Origin of the sequence: Streptomyces sp. NPDC048521, from assembly GCF_043199855.1 — a bacterium.
Taxonomy (GTDB): Bacteria; Actinomycetota; Actinomycetes; order Streptomycetales; family Streptomycetaceae; genus Streptomyces.
Genome location: NZ_JBICWR010000003.1, coordinates 36,123 through 49,967, shown reverse-complemented (window position 1 = coordinate 49,967; position 13,845 = coordinate 36,123). Strand labels below are relative to the sequence as shown.

Annotated in this window: 14 protein-coding genes; 9 read left to right on the top strand and 5 right to left on the bottom strand. The window is 72.3% G+C overall.

The window, feature by feature from the left end; all coding sequences use genetic code 11:
* Positions 1–37: 37 nt before the first annotated feature.
* Entirely contained in the window at positions 38–664 is a 627-nt protein-coding gene (locus tag ACGFRF_RS07785; RefSeq protein WP_393737734.1) for a TetR family transcriptional regulator, read from the bottom strand.
* Positions 665–809: 145 nt separating this feature from the next.
* Between ACGFRF_RS07785 and ACGFRF_RS07780 the strand changes: the two genes are divergently transcribed.
* The 3 genes from ACGFRF_RS07780 (at position 810) to ACGFRF_RS07770 (ending at position 2,671) form a co-directional block, all read left to right on the top strand.
* Positions 810–977, top strand: coding sequence for a hypothetical protein (locus tag ACGFRF_RS07780; protein WP_393737733.1), 168 nt, complete (start codon positions 810–812; stop codon positions 975–977).
* Positions 978–1,008: 31 nt separating this feature from the next.
* Positions 1,009–1,293 carry a DUF4190 domain-containing protein gene (locus tag ACGFRF_RS07775; RefSeq protein WP_393737732.1) on the top strand — a complete coding sequence of 95 codons (285 nt, stop codon included), beginning with the start codon at positions 1,009–1,011 and terminating at the stop codon, positions 1,291–1,293.
* A gap of 208 nt (positions 1,294–1,501) precedes the next feature.
* The gene (locus tag ACGFRF_RS07770; protein WP_393737731.1) at positions 1,502–2,671 is read left to right on the top strand and encodes a cysteine desulfurase family protein; all 1,170 of its coding nucleotides are present in this window, start codon (positions 1,502–1,504) and stop codon (positions 2,669–2,671) included.
* Between the two features lie 319 nt (positions 2,672–2,990).
* Here the strand turns inward: ACGFRF_RS07770 and ACGFRF_RS07765 are convergent, their stop codons facing one another.
* On the bottom strand, positions 2,991–3,671 hold the full coding sequence (locus tag ACGFRF_RS07765) for an N-acetylmuramoyl-L-alanine amidase (protein WP_393737730.1): 681 nt from the start codon (positions 3,669–3,671) through the stop codon (positions 2,991–2,993).
* Between the two features lie 60 nt (positions 3,672–3,731).
* Here ACGFRF_RS07765 and mnmA point away from each other — a divergent pair, with 60 nt between their 5' ends.
* Positions 3,732–4,865, top strand: coding sequence for a tRNA 2-thiouridine(34) synthase MnmA (mnmA, locus tag ACGFRF_RS07760; RefSeq protein ID WP_393737729.1), 1,134 nt, complete (start codon positions 3,732–3,734; stop codon positions 4,863–4,865).
* 21 nt (positions 4,866–4,886) lie between these two features.
* Here the strand turns inward: mnmA and ACGFRF_RS07755 are convergent, their stop codons facing one another.
* Positions 4,887–5,669: an alpha/beta fold hydrolase gene (locus tag ACGFRF_RS07755; RefSeq protein WP_393737728.1), complete on the bottom strand. Its 783-nt coding sequence runs from the start codon at positions 5,667–5,669 to the stop codon at positions 4,887–4,889.
* A gap of 38 nt (positions 5,670–5,707) precedes the next feature.
* Positions 5,708–6,031 carry a DUF427 domain-containing protein gene (locus tag ACGFRF_RS07750; protein ID WP_393737727.1) on the bottom strand — a complete coding sequence of 108 codons (324 nt, stop codon included), beginning with the start codon at positions 6,029–6,031 and terminating at the stop codon, positions 5,708–5,710.
* 66 nt (positions 6,032–6,097) lie between these two features.
* Between ACGFRF_RS07750 and ACGFRF_RS07745 the strand changes: the two genes are divergently transcribed.
* From ACGFRF_RS07745 to ACGFRF_RS07725, 5 genes are all read left to right on the top strand, one after another.
* Positions 6,098–6,637 carry a TIGR00730 family Rossman fold protein gene (locus ACGFRF_RS07745; RefSeq protein ID WP_393737726.1) on the top strand — a complete coding sequence of 180 codons (540 nt, stop codon included), beginning with the start codon at positions 6,098–6,100 and terminating at the stop codon, positions 6,635–6,637.
* Between the two features lie 7 nt (positions 6,638–6,644).
* A complete protein-coding gene (locus tag ACGFRF_RS07740; protein WP_393737725.1) occupies positions 6,645–7,343 on the top strand; it encodes an SDR family oxidoreductase in 699 nt (232 codons plus the stop codon).
* Positions 7,344–7,374: 31 nt separating this feature from the next.
* Complete coding sequence (locus tag ACGFRF_RS07735; RefSeq protein ID WP_393737724.1) at positions 7,375–8,382, top strand: methionine synthase; 1,008 nt, start codon at positions 7,375–7,377, stop codon at positions 8,380–8,382.
* 15 nt (positions 8,383–8,397) lie between these two features.
* Entirely contained in the window at positions 8,398–10,593 is a 2,196-nt protein-coding gene (gene ligA, locus ACGFRF_RS07730; RefSeq protein WP_393737723.1) for an NAD-dependent DNA ligase LigA, read from the top strand.
* Between the two features lie 259 nt (positions 10,594–10,852).
* Positions 10,853–13,093 carry a putative bifunctional diguanylate cyclase/phosphodiesterase gene (locus ACGFRF_RS07725; RefSeq protein ID WP_393737722.1) on the top strand — a complete coding sequence of 747 codons (2,241 nt, stop codon included), beginning with the start codon at positions 10,853–10,855 and terminating at the stop codon, positions 13,091–13,093.
* 107 nt (positions 13,094–13,200) lie between these two features.
* Here the strand turns inward: ACGFRF_RS07725 and ACGFRF_RS07720 are convergent, their stop codons facing one another.
* Positions 13,201–13,779: a TetR/AcrR family transcriptional regulator gene (locus ACGFRF_RS07720; RefSeq protein ID WP_393737721.1), complete on the bottom strand. Its 579-nt coding sequence runs from the start codon at positions 13,777–13,779 to the stop codon at positions 13,201–13,203.
* Positions 13,780–13,845: the final 66 nt, after the last annotated feature.

Genomic DNA, 13,845 nt, shown 5'->3' with positions numbered 1-13,845 from the left:
TTGGGTGCGGGTGGGTCCCCACGGCCGCCGGGGTGGCTCAGCCGAGCCAGTGGCTGCGGCCGATGCTGATCAGCCGCAGTTGCCGGGTGGCGAGCCGCGTCACCCGCTCCCGCTCCTCCTCCGGGGCCTCCAGCGCCTCCAGGAACAGGGAGGCGGTGAGGAGCATCTGGTCGACGTAGAGGTGCGCGAGCATCAGCAGGTCGTCGTCGTTCCAGCCCGCCGCCTCCGGGTCCTTGGCCAGTTCGGCCTTCACCTCCTCGGCGAACCGGGCGAGTTGCTCCCGGATGGCCTCGCGCACCGGCTGCACCCCGCCGTGCCGCTCGCGGGCGATGAACCGGACGTGTGCCGGGTACGCGTCGACGTGGTGCGCGATCAACTCGACGGCACGCGTGATGCGTTCCTCGCTGTCGCCCGTCGTGGACACCGTCGTCCGCACCATCGGGTGCAGGCTGCCCAGCGCCTCGTCGACCAGGGCGACACCGAGGTCGGCGGTCGAGCGGAAGTGCCGGTAGAAGGCGGTCGGGGCGACACCGACGGCCCGCGTGACCTCGCGCAGGCCCAGGCTGCTCAGGCTCTGCTCCTCCAGCAGGGCGAGTGCCGCGTCGAGGAACGCCTGCCGGGTCTTCTGCTTCTGGGCCTGCCGGATGCCGAGGGTGTGACTCATGTCATCCAGTTAACAACTGTTCTCTGGAATTGGAAAGCCGTCGGAAGCGCTAGACTCGAAGTCAGTGAACAACTGTTACTACAACTGTTCACCCAAACTTTACACCGGCACCACACGAGGCATCCCGGAGGGGGGATCCGATCCCATGCTGTTCCTCGTCGCCGCTCTCATGCTGCTCGGCGTCGTGCTGGGCACCGTGGCCCACGCACCGCTGACCGTCACCGCCGTGATGGCCGCCGTCATCGCCGTCTGGCTCGGCGTCTTCGCGATCCGCGAACGCCACGGCCGCCGTCGTGGCACATCGGCCAACTGACCGTCGCAAAGGACTTCAGGAGCTGAGCACCATGCAACTCACCGCACCGGCCACCGGCCGCACCGGCACCGGCACCCGTCCACGCACGCGCGACGCCGACGGCATGGCCGTCGCGTCCTTCATCCTCGGCCTCCTGGGCCTGCTCGTGCTCAACCTCTTCCTCGGCCCGATCGCCATCGTCCTGGCCGCCGTCGCCCTCTGGCGCGGGACGACCCGCCGGGGCCGTGCCTACCTGGGCCTGGCCCTGGGCGTGGCCGACCTGGCCGTCCTGGTGACCGCGATGGAGCTGTCCCACACGGTGTCCTGGAGTCTGTGACCCACGGCTGAGGGCCCCGAGGGCGACGGGACACCCTCGGCGGCCACGGCCGCCGGATGGGCACGGCCGACAGCGCCGGGCGCGCCCCCGCCACGCTCGGGTACGGCCCCACGCAAGGCGTCCGCGCGGCGAACGGCCACCCCGCGTGGCCCACGGCGACCACTCTCGGCCAAGGCCGACCGCACGGGCGCCGTAGAATCGCCTCACCATGGCTTACCTCGACCACGCCGCCACGACCCCGATGCTCCCGGAGGCGGCAGAGGCACTGACCGCCCAGTTGAGCATCACCGGCAACGCGTCCTCCCTGCACGCCTCCGGCCGCCGGGCCCGCCGCACGGTCGAGGAGTCCCGCGAAACCCTCGCGGAAGCGCTGGGCGCCCGCCCCAGCGAGGTCGTCTTCACCTCGGGCGGCACCGAGGCCGACAACCTCGCGGTGAAGGGCCTGTACTGGTCCCGCCGCGCCGCCGACCCGGCCCGCACCCGCGTCCTGGCCAGCCCCGTCGAGCACCACGCCGTCCTCGACGCCGTGCACTGGCTCGGCGAGCACGAGGGCGCCACCGTCGAGTACCTCCCCGTCGACTCCTACGGCCGCGTCCACCCCGAGACGCTGCGCGAGGCCATCGCCCGCAACCCCGACGACGTGGCCCTGGCCACCGTGATGTGGGCCAACAACGAGATCGGCACCGTCCTGCCGATCCGTGAACTCGCCGAGGTGGCCGCCGAGTTCGGCGTCCCGCTGCACTCGGACGCGGTCCAGGCCTTCGGTCAGGTCCCGGTCGACTTCGCCGCCTCCGGCCTCGCCGCCATGACCGTCTCCGGCCACAAGGTCGGCGGCCCGTACGGCATCGGCGCCCTGCTCCTCGGCCGCGAGTACACCCCCGTCCCCGTCCTGCACGGCGGCGGTCAGGAACGGCATGTCCGCTCCGGCACCCTCGACGTCCCGGTCATCGCCTCCTTCGCCGTCGCCGGCCGCCTCGCCGCCGAGCAGCGCGAGTGGTTCGCGCGCGAGATCGGCGCCCTGCGGGACCAGTTGATCGACGCCGTCCGCGGCGCCGTACCGGACGCGATCCTCGGCGGCGACCCGGCACCCGTGGGGCGTCTTCCGGCCAATGCGCACTTCACTTTCCCGGGGTGCGAGGGCGACTCCCTGCTGCTCCTGCTGGACGCGCAGGGCATCGAATGCTCCACCGGGTCCGCCTGCACCGCGGGTGTCGCCCAGCCCAGCCACGTGCTGCTCGCCACCGGCACCGACCCGGACCTGGCCCGGGGCACGCTGCGCTTCTCCCTCGGCCACACCTCCACGGAGGCGGATGTCGAGGCGGTCGCCAAGGCGATCGGCCCGGCGGTGGAGCGGGCCCGGGCCGCGGGACTCAGCTGATAAAAACGCCGGGCTGCGAGGGCGCAGCCCGGCTGGCGACACGAGACGACCTACGAGGCGGGTTCCCTTCGCCGGCATGGTCCGGATCAGGTGCTGGGGGTCGCCGTCCGCTGCTGTCCCTGCAGCCGCTTTCGGCCTCTCAGCCCGAGCGTCGACGTCGGCACCAGCGGAGGTGCGTGCCTCTCGCTGAAGTCGGCTACTCCGCTTGGACTCCCTCACTCGTCCCGTAGGTCTGCTACCAGCATAGGACTGCTCATACCAGACCAAAAGGGGTGTTTTCTTGATTTTTTGCCGGGTAAGTCCCGGATCTTCCGCCCGGTCAGGCTCCGGCTCCGCGCGCCTGTCGCACCAGCCTCAGATAGCGCCCCCAGTCCCAATGCGGTCCCGGATCCGTGTGGTCCGTGCCCGGCACCTCCACGTGGCCGATGATGTGCTCGCGGTCCACCGGCAGGCCGTACCGCCCGCATATCGCCGCCGTCAGCCGCGCCGAAGCCGCGTACATGGCGTCCGTGAAGGAGGAGGCGTCCTCCACGAAGCCCTCGTGCTCGATGCCGACACTGCGCTCGTTGTACTGCCGGTTGCCCGCGTGGAAGGCCACGTCCAGTTCCCGGATCAGCTGGGTGACGTGCCCGTCCTTGCGCACGATGTAGTGCGCGGCCGCCCCGTGCGCCGGATCCCGGAAGACCTTCACCGCCGACGCGTAGCCGCCCTGGGTGACGTGCACGACCACCCGGTCCACCCGGTAGTCGTCCGGCCGGTCAGCCCGCCGGTAGTTCGCCGGCGAGGCCGCCACCCAGCGCGCGCCCCGGAAGTCCACCGCGCCCGCCACACGCGGCTTCTCCACGTCCGGCAGCCGCCACCACAGCCGGGACAGCTCCTGGCGTGCCAGCACGGCCGAGCCCACCGCTGCCGCGGCCCCGCCGACCAGCAGCGCCCGCCGTCCCAGCCGGCGGTCGGTGTCGTCCTTCGCCGCCCCCACGTGGTCCTCGCTCGCCCCCATGTCGTCTCCAACGGATATCCGGCGGTCCCGGTTCCCGCGCCCCCGTACCCTGGAAGGGCTATGACGACTGACACCCCGCAGCGCACCCGCCCCCTTCGCGTCCTCGCCGCCATGTCCGGCGGAGTCGACTCCGCCGTCGCCGCCGCGCGCGCCGCGGAAGCCGGCCACGACGTCACCGGCGTGCACCTGGCGCTCTCCGCGAACCCGCAGTCCTTCCGTACCGGCGCGCGGGGCTGTTGCACCATCGAGGACTCGCGTGACGCCCGCCGCGCGGCCGACGTCATCGGCATCCCGTTCTACGTCTGGGACCTCGCCGACCGCTTCCGCGAGGACGTCGTCGAGGACTTCGTCGCCGAGTACGAGGCCGGCCGCACCCCCAACCCGTGCCTGCGCTGCAACGAGAAGATCAAGTTCGCCGCGCTGCTGGACAAGGCGCTGGCCCTCGGTTTCGACGCCGTCTGCACCGGCCACTACGCCAAGGTGATCGTCAACGAGGACGGCTCCCGCGAGCTGCACCGCGCCTCCGACATGGCCAAGGACCAGTCATACGTCCTCGGGGTCCTGGACGACAGGCAGCTCGCCCACGCCATGTTCCCGCTCGGCGACACGGTCACCACCAAGGAGGAGATCCGCGCCGAGGCCGAGCGCCGGGGCCTCGCGGTGGCCAAGAAGCCCGACTCGCACGACATCTGCTTCATCGCCGACGGCGACACCCAGGGCTTCCTGGCCAAGCGGCTCGGCAAGGCCGAGGGCGACATCGTCGACGAGGACGGCAACCGCCTGGGCACGCACGAGGGCGCGTACGGCTTCACCATCGGCCAGCGCAAGGGCCTGCGCATCGGCACCCCGGCCGCCGACGGCAAGCCGCGCTACGTCCTCGACATCTCCCCGGTCACCAACACCGTCACCGTCGGCCCCGCGGCCGCCCTGGACGTCACCGCGCTCACGGCGATCAAGCCCCGCTGGTGCGGCACCGCCCCGGCCGGCCCCGGCACCTACACCGCCCAGCTGCGGGCCCACGGCGGCGAGACCGAGGTCACCGCGGAACCGGTCGACGGCGAACTGCGCGTCACCTTCACCGAGCCGGTCCGCGGCGTCGCCCCCGGCCAGGCGATCGTCCTGTACGACGGCACACGCGTGGTCGGTTCGGCGACGATCGCGACGACCACGCGCGCGACGGTGGCGGCGGTGTAGCACGCACGGGGGAGGCGCGCCTCACCCCGTGAGGAACTCCGCCAGCACGGGGCCGAGGACATCCGGCTCCACCATGTGGGTCTGCCCCTCCAGGACCCGGTACGTGCCCTGGGGCACCGTCTCCGCGATCGCGCGGGACGCCTCGCGCAGGAAGTCCGGGCTCGCCCCGCCCGCGACGGACAGCACGGGCACGGAGATCGCGGCGAGCCGGTCCCGGGGGAGCAGGCCGTCGCCCATGACCGCGTCGTCGTACGCGAGGCTCGGCGCCACGGCCTCCATGCCGGCCCACATCGGCGACTGGCGGGCACCCTGGATCATCTGCTCGGCCAGGCCCGTCAGGCGCAGGAACAGCTCCACCGCGTCCCCGCGCCGCCCCTCGGCGAGCGCCCTGTTCAGCTGCTCCTTGTACGTGGCCTCGCGCTGCGCGCCGCCCGTCAGGAAGTCGGCGAAGGGCACCTCGTAGACCGCGACGCGACGGACGGGCAGCCCGCTCGCCGCCGCCTCCAGGACCAGCGCGCCGCCCGACGAGACCCCGAACAGCGCCGCGTCGCCGCCCACCGCGTCGATCAGCGCCGCCAGGTCCTCGACCTCACGGGCGACCTCGTAGGGCGGCGTGTCACCGCTCGCGCCGCGGCCCCGGCGGTCGTAGGCAACGGCCGTGCAGCGGTCCGCGAGCCGGTGGGCCAGGGGCGCCACGGTGCCGCCGGTGGACATCGCGCCGCTCACCAGGATCACCGTGGGCCCCTGGCCGATCACCTGGTACGCGAGGGGGGTGCCGTCGCGGGAAGTCGTCTTCTTGTCCATGGCCGTGCAGACTGCCGCACGGCCATGGACTTCGTCGCTCACGACACGTCGACGTCGTAGAAGCAGAGGTGATCCTTGATCTGCGCCACGTCGGGCTTCGGATCCGGGTACGCCCAGGCCAGGTCGGGCGCGTCCGGCAGCGACCAGTAGGACGCCGTGCCCTTGAACGGGCAGACCGTGTGGGTGTCGGACGGGGCCAGCAGGTCCAGCCGGACGTCCTCGGCCGGGATGTAGTACCGCACCGGGCAGCCCGTCTCGCGCAGTACCAGGGGGCGGTCGGTCTCCGCGAGCACCTGGTCGCCGTGCACCACGCGCACGTGCCGCTCGCTCTTCTGGATCGTGATCGTGTGTCCTTGGGTCATACCGGTTCAGCGCCCGGACAGGCCGCGCTTCTTCCCGCCCGGCGCGGGGACCGTACGGTAGGGGCCATGAACATCTGCGTCTTCCTGTCCGCCGCCGACCTCGACGAGCGTTACACGCGCCCCGCGCGCGAGTTCGCGGAACTGATCGGCAAGGCCGGTCACACCCTGGTCTGGGGCGGTTCCGACGTCGGACTGATGAAGGTGGTCGCCGACGGCGTGCAGGAGGCGGGCGGCAGGCTGCTGGGCGTCTCCGTGGAGTTCCTCGCGAACAAGGCGCGGCCCGGCGCGGACGAGATGATCGTCGCGGGCGATCTCGCCGAACGCAAGAAGCTGCTGCTGGACAAGGCCGACGCCGTGGTGATCATGGTGGGCGGCACCGGCACCCTGGACGAGGCCACCGAGATCCTGGAGCTGAAGAAGCACGGCCGCACCACCAAGCCGGTCGTCCTGCTGAACACCGCCGGCTTCTACGACGGCCTCAAGGAGCAGTTCCGCCGCATGGAGGCCGAGGGTTTCCTGCCGCGCCCGCTGTCCGAGCTGGTCTTCTTCGCCGAGGAGCCGGTCGGGGCCCTGGCCTACCTGGAGGAGCACCTCGGCGTCCACTGATGCGAGCATGGCGGGCATGGCTACTCATGTGATCACCGGGGCCGGTTCGGGCATCGGCGCGGCCGTGGCCCGCCGGCTGCACGCGCGCGGGGACGACCTCGTGCTGCACGCGCGCGACGCGGGCCGGGCGAAGGAACTGGCCGCCGAGTTCCCGGGGGCGCGCACCTTGGTCGGCGACCTCGCCGACCCGGACAGGCTCTCCTGGGCGTTCTCCCACCAGACGCTCCCGGACCGCGTGGACTCGCTGCTGCACATCGCCGGCGTCGTGGACCTCGGCGACGTCGGTGACCTGACCCCGAAGTCCTGGCACCACCAGCTCAGCGTCAACCTGATCGCCCCCGCCGAGCTGACCCGGCACTTTTTGCCCCAGCTCCGCGCGACCCGCGGTCATGTGATCTTCGTCAACTCCGGCGCCGGACTCACCGCGCACGCCGGCTGGTCCGCGTACGCCGCCTCCAAGCACGGTCTGAAGGCCCTCGCCGACTCCCTGCGCCACGAGGAGCACGCGGGCGGCGTCCGCGTCACCTCCGTCTACCCCGGCCGCACGGCGAGCCCCATGCAGGCCAAGGTGCACCGGCAGGAGGGCAAGGAGTACGACGCCTCGCGGTGGATCGACCCCGAGTCGGTCGCCACGACGATCCTGATGGCCCTGGACCTGCCGAGGGACGCGGAGGTCAACGACCTGACCGTACGGCCGGGGCGCTGACCTCGGCCGGAGGGTTCCGTAGGCTTCCCTGGTGAGCGAAAACAGCGAGTTCAGGTTCGGTGGGGCCACCGGCGTCGGGTCCCTGCCCGGTGGCGACGCCCGGGAGGCCGCCAAGACCGCCACCGGGTCCTTCGAGGACTTCCCCTTCCTTGCGGAGCTGCCCGCGCGAGGCCCCGGCGCCGACATGATCGGCCGTACCGCCGGGATGCTGGTCGAGCTGTACGCGCGCGTGGAGCCCAGCGGCTGGCGTATCGGGGATCGGCCGGGCCGGGACACCAGGCGGGCCCGCTCCTGGCTGGTCGAGGACCTGGACGCGCTGGAGGAGTTCACGCAGGGCCACGAGGGCGACCTGAAGGTCCAGGCGGTCGGGCCGTGGACGCTGGCCGCCGCCCTGGAGCTGAAGAACGGCGAGGCCGCGCTGTCGGACGCCGGCGCCTGCCGCGACCTCGCCGCCTCCCTGGGGGAGGGCCTGCGCCTCCACCTCGCCGAGGTGCGGCGGCGGGTGCCCGGCGCCCGGCTCGTGCTGCAGCTCGACGAACCCTCCCTCACCGCCGTACTGCGCGGACAGGTGAAGACCGCCAGCGGCTACCGCACGCACCGGGCCGTGGACCGGCAGCTGGTCGAGTCCACCCTGCGGGACGTGATCGGGGCGCACGGCGGCGGCCCCGTCGTGGTCCACTCCTGCGCCCCCGACGTCCCCTTCGCCCTGCTGCGCCGGGCCGGAGCGGCCGCCGTCTCCTTCGACTTCGCGCTGCTCACCGAGCGTGACGACGAGGCGATCGGGGAGGCCGTGGAGGGCGGGACGCGGCTGTTCACCGGTGTCGTCCCCGCCGCGGACGGCCCATTGTCGGACCCTGCCGGTAGCGTCAGGGGTGTCAGGACGTTGTGGCGCAGGCTGGGCCTGCATCCGGAGCTGCTCGCGGAAGCGGTCACGGTCACCCCGGCGTGCGGTCTGGCGGGGGCGTCCCCCGCCTACGCGCGCCAGGCGCTCGCCCACTGCGTCCGGGCGGCGAGATCCCTCGCGGACAACCCAGAGTAACGGGAGGACAACACGGTGGCCGGCGACAAGCAAGCGGAGACGACGGCGGTGCCCGCCGAGGCCCGCGAGAAGCACGCGCAGCTGGCGGAGCAGGTCGAGGAGCACCGCTTCCGGTACTACGTGAAGGACGCTCCCGTCATCAGCGACGCGGAGTTCGACAAGCTGCTGAAGACCCTGGAGGCCCTGGAGGGGGAGTACCCGGAGCTGCGCACCCCGGACTCGCCGACCCAGAAGGTCGCGGGGTCGTACGAGACGGAGTTCACCGCGGTCGAGCACCGCCAGCGGATGCTCTCGCTCGACAACACCTTCAACGACGACGAGCTGGCCGCCTGGGCCGACCGCATCGCCAGGGAACTGGGCGAGCAGGACTACCACTTCCTGTGCGAGCTGAAGGTCGACGGCCTCGCGGTCAATCTCACCTATGAGAACGGCCGCCTCACGCGCGCGGCGACGCGGGGCGACGGCCGCACCGGCGAGGACATCACGCCGAACGTCCGTACGATCGCGGAGATCCCCGACCGGCTGCACGGCGACGAGGTCCCCGACCTCGTGGAGATCCGCGGCGAGGTCTACTTCCCGATGGAGAAGTTCCTCGAACTCAACGAACGTCTGGTGGCGGCCGGCGACAAGCCCTTCGCCAACCCCCGCAACGCCGCCGCCGGTTCGCTGCGCCAGAAGGACCCGCGGGTCACCGCCACCCGCCCGCTGCACATGGTCGTCCACGGCATCGGCGCCCTGGAGGGCTTCACGGGCATGACCCGCCTCTCCCAGGCGTACGACCTGCTGCACACCTGGGGCCTGCCCACCTCCCGGCACAACCGGGTGGTCGACGACCTCGGCGGCGTACGGGAGTTCATCGCGTACTACGGCGAGAACCGTCACTCCGTCGAGCACGAGATCGACGGTGTGGTCGTCAAGCTGGACGAGATCCGTCTCCAGGGCCGTCTCGGCTCCACCGCGCGGGCGCCGCGCTGGGCGATCGCCTACAAGTACGCGCCGGAAGAGGTCAACACCAAGCTCATCGACATCAAGGTGGGCGTCGGCCGCACCGGCCGTGTCACCCCGTACGCCCAGGTCGAGCCGGTCACGGTGGCGGGCAGCGAGGTCGAGTTCGCCACCCTGCACAACCAGGAGGTCGTCAAGGCCAAGGGCGTGCTCATCGGGGACACCGTGGTCATCCGCAAGGCCGGTGACGTCATCCCGGAGATCCTCGGCCCGGTGGTCGACCTGCGGGACGGCGGCGAGCGGGAGTTCGTGATGCCGAGCGAGTGCCCCGAGTGCGGGACGCCGCTTCGGCCCATGAAGGAGGGCGACATCGACCTCCGCTGCCCGAACGGCCGTACCTGCCCGGCCCAGTTGCGGGAGCGCGTCTCCTACCTCGCGGGCCGCGAGTGCCTGGACATCGAGAACTTCGGCGCGGTGGCCGCCGCCGCGCTCACCCGTCCGCTGGAGCCGGCCGACCCGCCGCTGGTGGACGAGGGCGACCTGTTCGACCTGACGGTGGAGAAGCTGCTGCCCATCAAGGCCTATGTCCTCGACCCGGACAGCGGTCTGCCCAAGCACGACCCCAAGACCGGCGAGGAGAAGGTCGTCACGGTCTTCGCCAACCAGAAGGGCGAACCGAAGAAGAACACCCTCGCCCTGCTGGAGAACATCGAGGCGGCGAAGTCCCGTCCGCTCGCCCGCTTCCTGAACGGGCTCTCCATCCGGCACGTCGGCCCGGTCGCGGCGCAGGCCCTCGCGCGCGAGTTCCGTTCCATCGACCGCATCGAACAGGCGACCGAGGAGGAGCTGGCGACCACCGACGGCGTCGGCCCGATCATTGCCGCCGCGCTCAAGGAGTGGTTCGCCGAGGACTGGCACCGCGAGATCGTGCGCAAGTGGAAGGCCGCTGGAGTCCCGCTCGAGGACCGGTCGACCGGCGAGGACGAGGGCCCGCGCCCGCTGGAGGGGCTCACCGTCGTCGTGACCGGCACCCTGGAGAACTTCACCCGCGACGGCGCCAAGGAGGCCCTGCAGAGCAGGGGCGCGAAGGTGACCGGTTCGGTGTCGAAAAAGACCTCGTTCGTCGTTGTGGGTGACAACCCCGGATCAAAGTTCGACAAGGCCATGCAACTCAAGGTTCCCGTTCTGAACGAGGACGGTTTCGGCGTCCTCTTGGAGCAAGGCCCCGAAGCGGCGGCCGAAGTCGCGCTTCCGACCGAGGAGTAGCGGTTGAAGGCCACCCGATCGGCGCATATCAGTTGCATACGGGTGGCCCGGGCGCATTCGGGCAACCGTCGACGACCGCTGCCCGTGGAAGCCTTCTGCGGCCTACTGTTGAGATGTGCACCTGCCGTGCCCAGCTGCGGTTGGGGCATCCCCGTGCCCGACAAGGGCGCGGGGAAGGTTTCTTCGACGCGGAGCCGCTGATGGTTGTCGGGCATCGGACCGCGTGGCGTGGGCACCGCCGGCTGTGAGAGGGACGGGAATGGAACCGACCGAGAGCGTCGCCCCGGACTCACGGCTGCGCCTGCGCCGCCGCGCGGGAGCGTGGCGCGGGAACCGGTGGACGGGACGGGGCCACGGGCGGACGGGCAGGCAGCCGCGCCCGGCCGGACGCGGCACCGCCACCGAACCCCCCACCCGGATACCCCTGGCCGTCGAGCCCGCCCCCGGCCTCACCGGCGCCGACCCCGAACGGCACCTGTCCTGGCCCGCACTGCCCGCGGCCGTCGTGGCCGCCGCCGGATTCGTGCTCGGCGCCGGCTTCTACCGCGCCTACACCGGCCACCACGCCCTCTTCCCGGGCGGCACGGTCGGCTGGTCGCTGGCCCTGCTCACCGGCATCATCGTCGGCCACCTCGTCATGCTGGGCCGCGCCCGCTGGTGGGGCGGCACCGGCTCCGGCGCCGCCCTCACCCTCGCCGTCCTGCTGCTGTACGGCTGGGTGCCCGCCGGCATGGTCAGCCTCACCGTCGTCGTCCTCGTCGGCATCGCCCGGCGCCACCGCTGGCGCCAGGGCGTGCTGCACGGCGCGGTGGACATCCTCGGCATCGGCGTCGGCGCCCTGCTGCTCGGCGCGTTCGGCCGGGTGCCGAGCGTCGAGGCGCCCTGGCGACCCGACGCCTGGAGCGTCACCACCGCGCCCGAGGTCGTTCTCGTCGCGGTCGCCTACCTCGCCGTCAGCCGCGGCCTGCTGTGGTACCTGCACGCCCCGCGCGGCGGCGGACTGCCCGCCATCGCCCGCACCGCCCTGGTCAGACAGGGCCTGGTCGCCGTCGCGCTGCTCGGCATCGCGCCCCTGCTGTGCGTCGTCGCCGACGCCCAGCCGATCCTGCTGCCGCTGTTCGCGATCCCCCTCATAGCCCTCGACTCCACCCTGTGGATGGCCCGCGCCCGCGCCGAGGAGCAGCTGCGCGACCCGCTGACCGGGCTGCCCAACCGGCAGTGGCTGCTGGACCGGATCTGGACCGCGCTCGACGACGCCGAACGCATCGGCGCCCGTTCCGCCCTCATGCTGATCGACCTCGACCGGTTCCGGTCGGTGAACGACACCCTCGGTCATCTGGCCGGTGACCGGCTGCTGCTCCAGATAGCCGACCGGCTGCGGCTCGCCCTGCCCCGCGGAGCGGAGGCCGCGCGCCTCGGCGGCGACGAGTTCGCCGTCTTACTTCCCGTCGCCGACTCCACCACCTCCGCCACCCGGGTCGCCCGTGGCCTCGTCACCGCGCTCAGCTCCCCGCTCGACCTCGACGGGCTCACCCTCGTCCTGGAGGCCAGCGCCGGCGTCGCCGTCTTCCCCGACCACGCCCTGGACGCCGAAGGGCTGCTGCGGCGGGCGGACGTGGCGATGTACCAGGCGAAGAGGGACCGTACGGGCGTCGAGGTGTACGAGTCCAAGCGCGACTCCAACACCCCGGACCGCCTCGGTCTGCTGGGCGATCTGCGCCGGGCGCTGGACGCCCACGAGGTGCAGCTGCACTACCAGCCCAAGGTCCGCTTCGACGGGCAGGTCGCCGGTCTGGAGGCGCTGGTCCGCTGGGTGCACCCCGAGCGCGGGAAGGTTCCGCCGGACGAGTTCATAGCGATCGCGGAGTCCTCCGGGCTGATGCCCCACCTCACGGAGTACGTGCTGGAGACCGCGCTCGGGCAGGTCGCCCGGTGGCGGGCGCAGGGGCTCCGGGTCCCGGTCGCCGTCAACGTCTCCCCGCGCGACGTCCACACGCCGGGTTTCGCGGGGTCGGTCGCCGCGCGGCTGGCCCGGCACGGGGTCCCCGCCGGAGCGCTCCAGCTGGAGATAACGGAACACGTCCTGCTGGAGGACCCGCAGCGGGCCGCCGACACCCTCGCCGGGCTCACCGGCCACGGCGTGAAGATGTCCCTGGACGACTTCGGCACGGGGTACTCGTCCCTGGTCCACCTGCGGCGGCTGCCCGTCAGCGAGCTGAAGATCGACCGCTCCTTCGTGGCGCGGCTGGCCGTCGACGCCCAGGACGCGGAGATCGTGCGCTGCACCGTCGACCTGGCGCATTCGCTGGGCCTCCTCGTCGTCGCCGAGGGCGTCGAGGACGACGAGACGTGGGAACGGCTGCGGGACCTGGGCTGTGACGCGGTGCAGGGGTGGCTCGTCGCAGCGGCGATGCCGCCCGAGGAGACGACGGCGTGGCTGCGGGCCCGTGGTTCGCGCGGGTGGCAACGGCCTCGCGCCGCGCTGCCGGCCGCGGAATAGTCCTCCCAGCCGCCCGCCCCCTTTGACGCCGACCGGAGCGGCTTCCCGCCTTACGCCGGCCGGAGCGGTTTGCCGCGGGGACCGTCGCGGTCCGTGGCCGCGGGTGGTCAGCGCCCGGCGAAATGCCCGACCAGCAGGGCCATCCGGCGGTCATGTCCCTCCTGCGGCAGCCGTCCGCTGCGCATCAGCGTCGCCAGCCCGTGCAGGGCCGCCCAGAACGTCTCCGTGAGCAGGCCGGGTTCCTCACCCTCGGCGGCGATCGGGTCCACCGCCGCCAGCAGTTCGCCGAAGGCCTCCCGCAACGGCACCGGTGCCTCCTCCGTCGCGAACGGCAGGTCCACCAGGTGGGTGAACATCGCGTCGTAGAGCGCGGGGCGGCGCCGCGCGAAGGACGTGTACGTCTGCGCCACCGCCGCCAGTGCCTCCCGTGTGCCCCGTACCGCGGTCCGGGCCTGCCGTAGCTCCGCCGCCAGGTCGGCGCACCCCTGCACCGCGACCGCCGCCATGATCGCGTCCTTGCCCTTGAAGTGGCTGTACAGCACCGGCTGGCTGTACTCGATCTCGGCGGCCAGCCGGCGCGTGGTCACCGCGTCCCAGCCCTCGGCCTCCGCCAGTTCCCGGGCGGCCGTCACGATCAGCCGCTCGCGTTCCGCTCGTTCGCGCTCCCGGCGCGTCTGGATGGACATGACCGTGATTCTAGCACCGCTAGCCTTTCTGTCATCGCTCTGCTAGCTTCGCTCCTGTTCCTAGCA